The sequence below is a fragment of the Embleya sp. NPDC050154 genome, from assembly GCF_044460165.1.
Classification (GTDB): Bacteria; Actinomycetota; Actinomycetes; order Streptomycetales; family Streptomycetaceae; genus Embleya.
Genome location: NZ_JBITJP010000006.1, coordinates 288605 through 300795, shown reverse-complemented (window position 1 = coordinate 300795; position 12191 = coordinate 288605). Strand labels below are relative to the sequence as shown.

At 70.8% G+C, this 12191-nt stretch carries 11 protein-coding genes and 1 tRNA gene; 5 read left to right on the top strand and 7 right to left on the bottom strand.

What is annotated here, in order from left to right; all coding sequences use genetic code 11:
• Positions 1-22 precede the first annotated feature (22 nt).
• Positions 23-1471 (bottom strand): purine-cytosine permease family protein, encoded by a 1449-nt coding sequence (locus ACIBSV_RS16060; protein ID WP_395863284.1) that lies wholly within the window; start codon positions 1469-1471, stop codon positions 23-25.
• Positions 1472-1670: 199 nt separating this feature from the next.
• Between ACIBSV_RS16060 and ACIBSV_RS16055 the strand changes: the two genes are divergently transcribed.
• From ACIBSV_RS16055 to ACIBSV_RS16045, 3 genes are all read left to right on the top strand, one after another.
• On the top strand, positions 1671-2306 hold the full coding sequence (locus tag ACIBSV_RS16055) for a TetR/AcrR family transcriptional regulator (protein ID WP_395863282.1): 636 nt from the start codon (positions 1671-1673) through the stop codon (positions 2304-2306).
• A gap of 204 nt (positions 2307-2510) precedes the next feature.
• Positions 2511-2594 (top strand) — tRNA-Leu (locus ACIBSV_RS16050).
• A gap of 97 nt (positions 2595-2691) precedes the next feature.
• Complete coding sequence (locus ACIBSV_RS16045; protein WP_395863281.1) at positions 2692-3249, top strand: hypothetical protein; 558 nt, start codon at positions 2692-2694, stop codon at positions 3247-3249.
• A 105-nt stretch (positions 3250-3354) separates the two neighbouring features.
• Here ACIBSV_RS16045 and gndA read toward each other — a convergent pair whose 3' ends face one another.
• Positions 3355-4791 (bottom strand): NADP-dependent phosphogluconate dehydrogenase, encoded by a 1437-nt coding sequence (gene gndA, locus ACIBSV_RS16040; RefSeq protein WP_395863279.1) that lies wholly within the window; start codon positions 4789-4791, stop codon positions 3355-3357.
• 360 nt (positions 4792-5151) lie between these two features.
• Between gndA and ACIBSV_RS16035 the strand changes: the two genes are divergently transcribed.
• The gene (locus ACIBSV_RS16035) at positions 5152-5805 is read left to right on the top strand and encodes a hypothetical protein (RefSeq protein WP_395863277.1); all 654 of its coding nucleotides are present in this window, start codon (positions 5152-5154) and stop codon (positions 5803-5805) included.
• A 57-nt stretch (positions 5806-5862) separates the two neighbouring features.
• Here ACIBSV_RS16035 and ACIBSV_RS16030 read toward each other — a convergent pair whose 3' ends face one another.
• Complete coding sequence (locus ACIBSV_RS16030) at positions 5863-6498, bottom strand: TetR/AcrR family transcriptional regulator (RefSeq protein ID WP_395863275.1); 636 nt, start codon at positions 6496-6498, stop codon at positions 5863-5865.
• A gap of 35 nt (positions 6499-6533) precedes the next feature.
• Here ACIBSV_RS16030 and ACIBSV_RS16025 point away from each other — a divergent pair, with 35 nt between their 5' ends.
• A complete protein-coding gene (locus ACIBSV_RS16025; RefSeq protein ID WP_395863273.1) occupies positions 6534-6860 on the top strand; it encodes a rhodanese-like domain-containing protein in 327 nt (108 codons plus the stop codon).
• 112 nt (positions 6861-6972) lie between these two features.
• Here the strand turns inward: ACIBSV_RS16025 and ACIBSV_RS16020 are convergent, their stop codons facing one another.
• The 4 genes from ACIBSV_RS16020 to ACIBSV_RS16005 form a co-directional block, all read right to left on the bottom strand.
• Positions 6973-7434 carry a hypothetical protein gene (locus ACIBSV_RS16020; RefSeq protein ID WP_395863271.1) on the bottom strand — a complete coding sequence of 154 codons (462 nt, stop codon included), beginning with the start codon at positions 7432-7434 and terminating at the stop codon, positions 6973-6975.
• 204 nt (positions 7435-7638) lie between these two features.
• Positions 7639-8079 (bottom strand): DUF6325 family protein, encoded by a 441-nt coding sequence (locus ACIBSV_RS16015; RefSeq protein WP_395863269.1) that lies wholly within the window; start codon positions 8077-8079, stop codon positions 7639-7641.
• A 230-nt stretch (positions 8080-8309) separates the two neighbouring features.
• Positions 8310-10895, bottom strand: a complete 2586-nt coding sequence (locus tag ACIBSV_RS16010) for a serine/threonine-protein kinase (RefSeq protein WP_395863267.1) — start codon at positions 10893-10895, stop codon at positions 8310-8312.
• Between the two features lie 65 nt (positions 10896-10960).
• Positions 10961-11602: a hypothetical protein gene (locus ACIBSV_RS16005; RefSeq protein WP_395863265.1), complete on the bottom strand. Its 642-nt coding sequence runs from the start codon at positions 11600-11602 to the stop codon at positions 10961-10963.
• Positions 11603-12191 lie beyond the last annotated feature (589 nt).

The window sequence follows — 12191 nt, the reverse complement described above, 5'->3', positions numbered from 1 at the left end:
CGGGTGGGCCGCGCGCGGTCGGTCAGCGCTTGGCGAATTGTGGTTCGCGGCGGGCGAGTGCCCAGTACAGGACGCCGGAGACGACCGCGCCGAGCAGCGTGAGGTCGCCGTCGAAGGTCTCGACCAGCGCGCCGGTCCACAGCGCGGACTCGGCGGTCAGGCACGCGAAGACGATGCCGGCGGCGAGCGCGATCATCCCGGCGGGATGGAAGCCCCTGGTGTACCAGTACGCGCCGCCGCGCATGTCGTGCAGTCCGGCGTCGTCGTAGCGACAGCGGCGCATCAGCGTGTCCGCGATGAACACGCCGCCCCACGGCGCGAACACCACCACGAGCACGGACAGGAAGCTGGTCAGGTTGTCGGTGAAGTTGCCGTTGAACAGCGCCCACAACGAGCCGACCAGGATGAACGCGGTGCTGACCAGGATGCCCTTGGCACGCGACCACGGGATGCCGAGCACCTGGAGGTTCAGGCTGGAGGAGTACAGGGTCAGGATCGAGTTGGTGATCGAGCCGCCCACCACGAGCAGCAGGAACAGCGCCTCGAACCAGCCGGGCACCAGACCGGCCACGCCGGCCACCGGGTCGGTCATGTCCGCCTGGGTGGCGGCGGCCACGCCGACCACGCCCAGCAGCACCGAGGAGAGCATGCCGCCGGCCGCGCCCCACAGGGTGATCGAGCGCAGCGAGGTGTCCCGGGGCAGATAGCGGGTGTAGTCCGAGGGCATCGGCAGGTAGGAGATCGGGCCGGCGACCAGGACGAGCACGGCGAGCGAGATCGCGTGGAAGTTGTTCGAGGTCTCCGGCGCGGACCCGGTCTCCAGGCCCGGTACGACGAACAGGATCAGCAGGCCGAAGCCGATGCCCAGGACGTAGGCCAGCCAGCGCTCGGCGGCCTGCACGGTGGCATGGCCCCACATCGCGACGGCGAAGGTGAGCGAGAGGGTGATCGCGAGCGCGACCACCCGGGCGAGGTCGCCGCCGGCCCAGCCGAGCTTGCCGAACAGCCCTTCCAGGGCGAAGGTGCCGACCACGGTGTTGAGGATGGTATAGCCGATCCCCACGACCCAGTTGAGCAGGCCGGCCGGGAAATTGCCGTGTACGCCGAACGCGGCGCGCGAGATGACCAGGGTCGCGGTGCCGGTGCGGACGCCCGCGAAGCCGAGCGCGCCGACCGCGAAGAAGGCCAGGCCGGTGATCACGACCACGGCGATGGCGGCCCAGAAGGACAGGCCGAACATCACCGCGAGGGTGCCGTTGATGACGAACGTGAAGGACAGGTTCGAGCCGAACCAGAGCCAGAAGACATCCTTGGCACTGCCGTGTCGTTCGGCGTCCGGGATCGGGTCGATCCCGTGTACCTCCACCTGGAAGAGCTCGTCGGAGGCGACCCCCGTACCGAAGCCGGCCGGGGTGGCGCTGGTGGCGGCGCTCGGAGTGTCGCTCGCGGAGTCCGTGTGGGGCAGGGTCACCGGACCTCCTCTTCGTGGTGTGCGGTTCGGCTTCGAGGGCGTGCGCCGGCCGGACCGGAAGCTTGAATGTCATTCAAGAACTTTGAACGCCACTCAAGGTGCGCTGTGGGTCGGCGAGGTGTCAAGAGTTCGTGACGAATCGGACCGGAATTTGACTGTTGTTCAAGATCGACGCCGCCGGCGGGATAGGGTCGAGCCCTTGCGCGAGCGGGTCGGCCGCGCGGTCGAGAGGCGGGTGTCGGTGGTGGCCACGAGGCGGAGCGACGGTCGGATCGCCCAGGACCGGATGCTCGAGGAGGCCATAGCGGCGATTGCCGAGCACGGCCTGGCCAAGCTGACCATGTCCGGCCTCGCGGAGCGCCTGGGCACCAGCGGCGGGCACATCCTGTACTACTTCGGCAGCAAGGATCAGCTGCTGCTGGCCGCGCTGCGCTGGAGCGAGGACCGGTTGGCCGAGGAGCGCGCGCGACTGCTCGCGCGCCGGGTGCCGGCGGACCGCAAGCTCGATCTGTTCCTGGGCCTGTACCTGCCCGCCGGCCCGCGCGATCCGCGCTGGATGTTGTGGGTGGAGCTGTGGGCGCGGACCGCCGGCAACGCGGAACTGCGGGTCGCGCAGGACGAGATCGACCGGGGGTGGCAGGACGACCTGGTCACCGTCCTGGTCCGGGGCGCGGACAAGGGCGTGTTGGGGATCGACGACCCGGTCGCGGAGGCGTCCGAGCTGCTCGCGTTGTTGGAGGGGCTGAGCACGCGGACGGTGCTCGGGTTGGGCGGGACGACTCGGGACGGCGCGTTGGCGATGGCGCGGCGGGCGACCGGGCGGCTTCTTCGCTGAGGGGGCGTCGCGGGGGATCGCTCGGGGGCGGCCGGGGTCGCCTCGGGCTGGGGGCGGGCTGGGGGTCGGCTCGGGCTCTCGGACTCGGGCTCCGGCTCGGCCGGATGGTTGGTCGCGGGGGGATATGTGCCGGCCGCTCGATGCGGCGGGCACTAGCATGAAGCCTGGTCGACCTCGGGGCGTTGTCGCGCAGGTCGGTCGCGCGCGGCCGTGGCGCAATTGGTTGACGCAGCAGGTTTAGGTCCTGCCGTCCGAGAGGATATGAGGGTTCGAGTCCCTTCGGCCGCACAAGTGGTGATTTTCCGGTGATTTTCGGCCGGTCTTGTGCTGGCGACCCCGACCTCGCGCGCGCTAGCTTGCGGCATGTCGTCCCTGGGGAGGCGCCATGCACTGCGAGTACTGTCCGAAGGTTTCCGGCGGCCGGGCGCAGACGCCCCCCGCGGAGATGATCGTGCCGAAGATCGCCGGTGACTGGGTCGGGTGGGCGCGGGTCGCCGAGGCGCGGGTCGTCACCTCCGGGCGGGCGCTGCCGGCCGAGCCCGGCGCGGACTGCGTGATGAGCTTCGGCCGTCGGGTCTTCGAGGGCTCGCCGAAGCGCGGACTGCACGCCGAGATGGATTGCCTCCAGCAGGCCCGAATGCTCGGACTGCCCTTGGAGACGGGCGAGTTCACCGATGTCGCGAGCGGCTGCTGTCTGCTCTGCACGACCGCCCTCGCCGCGGTCGGCGTGCGTCGGGTGCCGGCTGTGGATCCCGATCCGGACGTGTGTGTGAACTGGCACGCTCCGGCGTTTCTGTTCGAGGATCCGTTGCTGTGTGCGGGGTTGATGGGTGACCGGGCGGCGCACCTGTGGCTGCGGCATCTGGCTCCGCCGGTGCGGCGGCAGTTGCGCGGGGTGTTGACCGGTGCGACGACGCGGTTGTTGGCGGGGCGCTGGGAGTGAGGCGGCGCCGGGCGCGCGTGGGTACGGGGCACCGGGAGTAAGGCGGGCTCGGCCGGTCGGCGGGGACGTGTGTCGTCCCCGCCGGGGGCGGCCTTCGGCTTCGGGTCAGACCGTGTGTTCCTTGCGGTCGCCGGACCACTCGGTGTGGAAGGAGCCCTCGCGGTCCACCCGGCGGTAGGTGTGCGCGCCGAAGAAGTCCCGCTGACCCTGGATCAGCGCGGCCGGCAGCCGCGGCGAGCGCAGGCCGTCGTAGTAGGACAGCGCGGCGGCGAAGCCCGGGGTGGGGATGCCCAGTTCGGCGGCGGTGGCCACCACCCGGCGCCACGCGTCCTGGGCACCGGAGATCGCGTTGCGGAAGTATTCGGCGGTCAGCAGGGAGTCGGGCTTTCGGTCCGCCGCGTACGCCTCGCGGATCCGGTTCAGGAAGCGGGCCCGGATGATGCAGCCGCCGCGCCAGATCTCGGCGACCGTACCCGGGTCGATCGACCAGTCGTATTCGGCACTGCCTGCCTGGATCTGGTGGATGCCCTGCGCGTAGGCCACGATCTTGGACGCGTACAGCGCCTGTTCGACGTCGTCGGCGAAGCGGTCGGCGTCGTCCCCGTCGAGCGTGCTCCGGGTCGGTCCGGGCAGCCCCTGCGCCGCCGCGCGCAGGTCGGCGTGGCCGGAGAGCGATCGCGCGAACACCGCCTCGGCGATACCGCTGACCGGAACTCCCAGGTCGAGGGCGGTCTGCACGGTCCAGCGGCCGGTGCCCTTCTGCTCGGCGCGGTCCTGGACCACCTCGACGAACGGCTTGCCGGTGGCCGCGTCGGTGTGCGCGAGCACCTCGGCGGTGATCTCGATCAGATAGGACTCCAGCCGACCGGAGTTCCAGGTCTTGAACACCTCGGCGATCCGGTCGGGTTGCATCCCCAACGCGCGGTTGAGCAGGTCGTACGCCTCGGCGATGAGCTGCATGTCGGCGTACTCGATGCCGTTGTGCACCATCTTGACGAAGTGGCCGGCGCCGTCCGGGCCCATGTGCGCGCAACACGGTACGCCGTCGACCTTCGCGGCGATGTCCTCCAGGATCGGGCCGAGCGCGGCGTACGACTCGGGGGAGCCGCCGGGCATGATGCTCGGGCCGAGCAGGGCGCCTTCCTCGCCGCCGGAGATCCCGGTGCCGACGAAATGAATGCCGCGCTCGCGCAGTGCGGCCTCGCGACGGCGGGTGTCGGCGAAGTGCGCGTTGCCGCCGTCGACGATCATGTCGCCGGGTTCCAGGAGTGCGGCGAACTCGTCGATCACCGCGTCGGTGGGCGCGCCGGCCTTGACCATGATCACCAGCCGCCGGGGCGGCTCGAGTAGTGCGACGAACTCCTCGGCGGTGTCGGCGGGTAGGAAGGTGCCCTCGCCGCCGAACTCCTCGACCAGCGCGTGGGTCTTGGCCGAGGTTCGGTTGTGTACGGCGACGGTGTGCCCGTGTCGGGCGAAGTTGCGGGCCAGGTTGCGGCCCATCACGGCCAGTCCGGTCACGCCGATGCGAGCTCGCTCCGCCATCTTCTTCGTCAACTCCTGCTGTCGGTCCGGACGTCCGTCCGGAGGGAGGGCGGGATCGGGGCGGTCGTCGAGGCCGCGGGCCGATCCGTGATCGGCGCATGCGATCACTGGGACAACATCGTGCGTGTCCGGCGTTAATCCCCCGCGTACAACACGCCGGCCGTTGGTGGGCGGTACGGCAGGTCGGCAGGTCGGTCGGTCCCGGTCGGGGATCGCGGATGGGCACGGGCGTCCGGCCGGCGGCATCGGTGGACGCCCCGGAATCGGGAAGTCGTGCCGTGCGTGGTCGCCTTCGGCGGCGGTGGTTCGGCCGCGAAATCCGGTTGTCCGGGAGCTGCGGCCACCGGTACCCATGGGGCCATGAAGTCATCGATTCGACGTACCCGGCACGCGCTGCCGCGAGGTGAGGCGGAGCTCTGGGCGCCGGTCTCCGCGCGGTACGGGATACCGCCGTACGGCTGCAAGTATCTGTACACGGCCGGCGTGTTGCGCGAATTCATGGTGTCGGCCGGGTTGTTGGTGGCGCAGGGGCAATACCTCGCCGCCGCGTCCCTGTCCCTCAACGGTGCCGAACTCGTCGGGCGGTGCGTCTCGGAGCGCACCGAGCAGGGCGTCACGCAGCGGTTGCGCAACGGGTTGGGCTATCTGGAGAACCTGGAGCCGGCCGAGGAGGGGCGGTACATCCCCGAGTCCGACGCCCTGGTCAAGCTTCGCGGTTTCACCGCCCATCCCACCCTGGAACCGCCCGCCGGGTCCGAACTCCAGTTCTCCCACGCCACGTTCGAGTACCTCCTCGACCGTCTCGCGCTCGCCGCCGACCGCCTGTGGACGGACGCCGACCCGAGCATCGTCCGCAAGTTCTCCGGCGCGAAGGTCACCCCGATGCGCACGGACGGTGAAAACCTGTACGTCGAAACCCTGCTCGCGCACATCGACGCGGGCCACACGCCGGGTACCCGGATCCCGTACGAGGAGAGTTGGCGGGCACGCTCCGTGCCGGCGGTCGCCCGCTGAGGTCCCATCCTTCGGGCCCGATGCGCGAAGCGCCGGGGTGCGCGCGCCGGGGATCCGTCAGGCGCGGCCGGGGTGCACCTCGGCCAGGGCCGACCGGAGTACACCCGCGCGGATCCGTTCCGGACCCAGTTCCGGAAGCAGCGCGGTGACGTGTTCGGCAGCCAGCGGGGCCAGCAGGGCGTGCGCGGTGTAGTCCGGGTCGGGGGTTGCCGAGCCCAGCAGGATCGCCGCGTGGCGGTGCCAGAAGCGGTAGGCGCCGATGCGGTAGCGGGCGCCGGGGGACGAGGTCTCCGACACGCGAATCAGGTCCAGGTGTTCCAGTAGGTAGTCGAGGTAGGCGTCGAGGAACGCGGTGAGGCGTTCCTCCGCCGGTGCTCCCGGGCCCAGGGGTGGTGGGCCGTGCAGGACCGCCTCTTGCAGGGCGCGCTCTCGGGCGTCGAGGAGCGCTGTGGCCAAGCCGGACTTGTCGCCGAAGCGGCGGAAGAGCGTGCCCTTGCCGACGCCGGCCGCTGCCGCGATCTGGTCCATCGACACGGCCGCGACGCCCTGTTCGGCGAACAGCCCGGCCGCGGCCTCCAGGATGGCGGCTCGATTGCGAGCCGCGTCGGCGCGCTCCTTGGGGGGCGGGGTGCGGAGCAGATCCAGAGGGATTGCAGAAGCGGACTGCGGTCCGTTAATGTCGTCGTGAGCCACAACCGGACTATAGTCCGATTCTCTGGAGGTATGCCATGACCGCACTGATCACCCGGGACGAGCTGCGCGCCGAGATCGCCGCCGGGAGCGTGACCGTCGTCGACGCGCTCGGCGGCGAGTACTGGGCCAAGCAGCACCTGCCGGGCGCACTCGCCCTGGTCCGGGACCAGGTCGACACGCTGGCCCCGACCCTGCTTCCCGACCGCGACGCCGCGATCGTCACGTACTGCTCCAATCCCGCCTGCCCGAACAGCGGCCAGGTCGCCGACCGACTCACCCACCTCGGCTACACCAACGTCCGCAAGTACGCCGAGGGCATCGAGGACTGGACCAACGCCGGCCTCCCCACCGAATCCGCCTGATCCACGACCGCACGACGAGGGCGCCTTCGCCGCGGCGAAGGCGCCCTCGTGACGGTGTGTCGGATCGGTGACCCGCCGGGTGCGCGGTGGGCCTCAGGGCTGTTGGGGCGTGCTACCGGGGGGCGTCGGTCAGGTCGGTGATTCGGCCGCCGGACAGGGGGACCCGGTACCAGACGTCGATGGTGGAGTCGCCGAAGTGTTCGGTGACGACCACCGACGCGCTGCCCGCGCCGCTGCCCTCGTAGCGCACGTCGCGGCTCTGCGGTGTGTTCTGGGCGCGGAAGACCGGGTCGGCCATGTGCTGTTCGGCCCACGCGTCCAGGCGCGCGTTGAGTTCCGGCGTGAGGAACTCGTTCCGGACCTCGGTCGGGTTCATGTCCGGGTTGGTGCCGTTGACGGCGGACAGGTACTGGTCGTAGAAGGCGGTCACCTTCTCCACGACGCCGATCCTGCGGATCTGCTGCTCGCCGGGCGGTGAGCCGTCGGCGGCGAGGGCCGGAGCGGCGGCGCCGGCGGTGACGAGGAGTCCGGCGGCCAGGGTGATGGCGGCCGTACGGCGAATCCTGGTGGTCATGTCGACCTCCGCTTGCTGGGGGGTTGTGCCCTTGCACCGGTGGAGACGCCCAACCGGTAGGGCGGGTTGCCGGACTTTGCCCGGCTTTACCCTTTGGAAATCAAGTCGTTCCTTCGCGGCCGGGACCGGCCGACGCAGGCCGACGGCAGTCGGCGGGGGCGGACGCCGCCGGCACCGGCCGAAGCCACCCGCCCCCACTCGCCCTCAACTGCCGTCCGACGTACCCGCGAGCGCCTCTTCCGCGTCGTCCAGGACGGACTGCGGCAACCGGGTGTACGAGAGCAACCGACCGCCCGAGTCGCGGATTCGACCGGCCACCTCGCGGGCCCAGATGTTCTCCACGAACAGCACCACCACCAGCGAATCCGGCGGCATGACCTGCCCGATCTGCTCGGCGTCCTCGGCCCCGGCCAGGCCCAGCATCTCGCGCGCGGCCAACTCCGCCGCCATGTCGCGCAGCCCCTCGAACTCGCTCACCTCGTGGCTGGTCACCTCACCCGAGATGTCCTTGACCACGATCAGCGCGTCGATCAACCGCACGTCGCCGCGCTCCTCGACCGCCTCGAACGCGTCCAGTACGGACGAGGTCAGCCGCTGGCCCGGAAAGCCCAACACGATGGCGTCGACGGGTCCCAACTCGACCATGCTTCCTCGTCTCGGGGAGTAGGTGCTCTGCGGCGTACGCGTCCGAGGGAGCAGGTGTCTCGCGGAGCACGTGCGTCGGTGGAAACGGGCATATGCCCGCAACCTCGTTCCCGTTCCCGCTGCGCGCGCTTTCATGTGTCACGGATGGAGCGGTCCGTCCCTCGCCCGGCGCTCCGTCCCCGGGTCACGGTGGGGGCCGTCGCTCGGTGACTCGACCCGCCGACCCCGGCTCATGCCTCGTACGCGACCACCGATGCCGCCGGCCTCGCGGAGTTCGAGGACTGCCACTGGCCGAGATAGGCGTTGCCCTTCGCCAACACCACCCGCGACGAGACGGGCGCCGGCAACACGACCTTCCAGGCCGGTTCACCGGTCTTCACCCGCAGCGCGAACAACTGCGCGACATCGTCACCCGTCGCGTCCGCCGCCGTGGCGTCCATCGAGACGTACACCTTGCCGTTCTCCACGACCGGTGTCCCCAGTACGCCGAAGGACGGCAACTCGCGCGACCACACCACCACGCCGGTCCTCGCGTTCAGCGCGTAGACCTTGCTCCTGGTCACCGACGTGGGCGGCTCGCCCGTGGGCGACGCGCTCGCGGTGCTGCTCGGCTTCACCCCCGCCTGGACCTTGGAGGGGTGGTTCGTCACATAGACGACGTCCCCCACCCGGGTGATCTCGCCGACGTTGCGTGCCTCCATCTCGTACTTCCACATCTCGGCGCCGGTCACCGGATCCACCGCCACCACGCCCGACTTGGCCGTGTCGTCGGCGCCGTCGTAGGCGAGGTACGCGATGTCGCCGGCGAGGGTGAAACCGCGGCTCTGCCCGCCCTTGACCGAGATCGGACCCCAGGCCGGCGCGCCGGTGGCCGCGAACCGGGCGTAGCGCTGCCAGGTGTAGACACCGCCGCTGCTTCCGGAGGTCACCACAGTCAGTACCCGCTCGCCGGCCACCACCACGTCGCGGCCCCAGGGACAGTCCTTGAACGGGATCTCCCACTTCGGGTTCCCGTTGCGTTCGTAGGCGCGGATCACCGACGGGTACGAGGAGTACCTCGGCTGGGCGAACACGTACACCATGCTCCCGGTGAACACCGGCGTCGACGGCATTCCGGCGTCGCCGGTCATCTCCGCCCTCCACACCTCCTTGTTCCTGGTCACGTCGATCGCGACGATCCGGCCGGCATCGGGTGAGGTCGAGTTCTCCTCGGAGACGCCCAGGTACAGCACGTCGCCGTCCAGGGCCGCCGGCAGGTTGACCCAGCGAGCGGCGTACTCCTGGCTCCAGCGCTGTTCGCCGTCGCCCAGGGCGAAGGCGTGCACCGTGCAGATCGAGGGCTGGGTCTTCTCCGCCGACGCCGAACCGTCGACCGTCCAGGAGACGACGAACACGTGGTCCTTCGCGGTCAGCGGCGCGGACACCGAGCTGCCCGCGGTGGCCTTGCGCCAGACCTGCTTGCCGGACTCCGCGTCGATCGCGGTGATCTGGCCCTTGGCGCCGCCCACACCGTCCGCGACGTGGTAGACGAGATCGCCCTGCACCTTCAGCGACGAGGCGGCGGCGGCGCCGGCCGCGTACTGCCACACCTGCTTGCCCGGATCGGCCTCGTCGCCCATCAGCAGCCACCCGGCGCCACCGCCCATCGCGGCCACCGCGAGCGCACCGCCGCCGAACAGGAAGGCGCGACGGGCCAACGCCCTTTTCTCGGGCGGGGGTTCCGGCATGCCGACGGTCGGTGGCAGGCTCGGTTGCGGTGGCGGCCTCTTCCGGCCGGCGGGCGGCGCGGACTCCGCGGCCCGGGTCTGCCCGGCGCTCGCGCCGTTCTCCACCCCGACGCCCAGCGCCCGGGTCGGCGGCTCCGTGACCTCGCCCGTCGGCTCGACCGGCGAGAGCGCCGACCCCGACGCCGGTGCCGGTGCCGCCGGGTCTCCCAGGTGCCGCCGCTCCAGTTCGGCCGCGAGCGCAACCGGCAGCCACGACGTCGTGGCCGGCGGCTCGTCGTCGCCCATGAAGCGATTCAGCACGGCGGTCGGCGTGGGTCGCCGGTCCGGGTCCTTGTCCAGGCACTCGGCGAGCAAGTCCCGTACGCCGTCCGGCACTTCCGCCAGTGTCGGTTCGTCGCGCAGCACCCGCATCATCATCTGCAACTGCGGCACCGGCGCGTCCTGGTGGAACGGACCCTGCCCGGTGGCCGCGAACACCAGCACCGAGCCGAGCGAGAAAACGTCGCTCGCCGGTCCCAGTGCTCGACCACCCGCCTGCTCCGGCGACATGAACGCCGGCGACCCCACCACCCGTCCGGTCCCGGTCAGACCTTGGCCGCCTTCGTCCACCGCGCGCGAGATGCCGAAGTCGATCACCCGCAGCCGATCGCGGCCCAGTACGACGTTGGACGGCTTGAGGTCGCGATGGATCAGGCCCGCGCGGTGGATCGCCATCAGCGCCTCGGCCAACTGGGCACCCAGGATGCGCAGCGCGCCCTCGGGCAGTGGGCCGTACCGGTTGATCGCCTCGGACAGCGACAGCCCGGTCAGGAACTCGGTTGCCAGCCACGGGGGTTGCGCGTCCGGGTCGGCCTCGGCGATCGGCGCGGTCCACGCGCTGTCCACCCGCCGGGCGAGGTCGATCTCACGTCGGAACCGGTCCCGGAATCCGTGGTCGGTCGCGAACTCGGGACGGACGGTCTTGACCGCGACCCGCACTCCGCTCGGAGACGTGCCGAGGAACACCTCGCCCATCCCGCCCTCGCCCAACCGGCCGCGCAGCCGATACGGCCCGAGCCGTATCGGATCCCCGTCGCGCAGTTCTTCCATGTCTACCGTTCCCCGTTCCGGCCGTACAGGAGTGGCTACTTTAGCCGCCGCCCGTCGGCCCGAATTCAGCCGCTTCCCCCTCGGAAATACCGTTGCCAGACCTGGGTCTGTCGGGTCTCCGCGTGGTCGGGGCCGAGTACCCGGACGAAGTCGGCGATCAGCGGGTCGTACAGGGCCAGCGCCTCGCCCCGGTAGCCGGCGAGTCCGCGATTGATCGCGTGGCCCGCGCGCGCCACCAGCGACTCCAGGCAGTCGGCGCCCAGGATCCGGATCGAGTCCAGGGCGAGCGCGCCGTACATCCCGGCGGCCCGGAGCGGATCGCCGGACTCGCCGGTGAACCGGGCCAGGAAGCTGCGCGCGGTCAGCGTGCTCTCCGCCTCCGGCCCCAACGCGCGGGTCATGTCGGCGACGATCTGGATGAACAGCGCGACCGCGCGCGGTGCCTCGCCGCCCTCGCCGGTGAACCGGGCGTGACACAGCCGCATGTCGAGGGTGACCCAGTCGCCGGGGCCCAGGTGCTGCGTGGCGACCGGGATCAGGCCGGCCAGCAACTGCGCGGCACGCCGGGGATCGCCGTCCTGGCCGACGAAATGCGCGTACGCCCGGCGGATGTTGAGCGTGTCGCGATCGGTGCTGCCGAGCACCCTGCTCGCGACCTCGCCGAGGTGGTGGTAGAGCCGGATGGCCGCGGCGGGATCCTCACGCATCCCCCAATCCCAGACGACTCCCACCTGTTCGTTGATGCGGGCCCGTGAGGGATACGGCTCTTCGAGCGGACGAGGGGGCCGCACGATGCGGAAAGGCGAATCCATGCTCACCTCCGAAGATGTCGCATCCGAGTGTGCGACCTGCCCCCGGTCCACCGGTAGAGGTGCGCCGGGGCGGACCGCACGGGATTCCCGGGGTCGGGTACGGGGCTTGCCGAGGGCTCGCGCGGGCACGTCGGTGATCCGCAACGGCCCTGCTGGTCAACGGGGTTCGGTCATCCCAACGCTTTGCTGCGGGCCGGGGTTCGGCCGAGCGTCGCGGACCGGGCGTGAGAGGTGGAAAGGCGGTGGGGCGTGCGGTTCCTCGCGTGCTTCCGCGCCCGCCGTCCTTCCGGTGCCGCGCTCGCTTCCTCGTTGGGATCCGCGCCCGCGTTCGCTTCCGCTTCCGCGCCTGCCTCCGCTTCCGTTCTCCGCCCGAATCCTCGCGCGTTTCCTGCGCACGGCGTCGGAATTCCCGACTTTCGTACATCAGTTCGAGTTATTGTGTTCGACCGGCGCGGGTCGGAATTACGATGCGGTTCGATTCGGA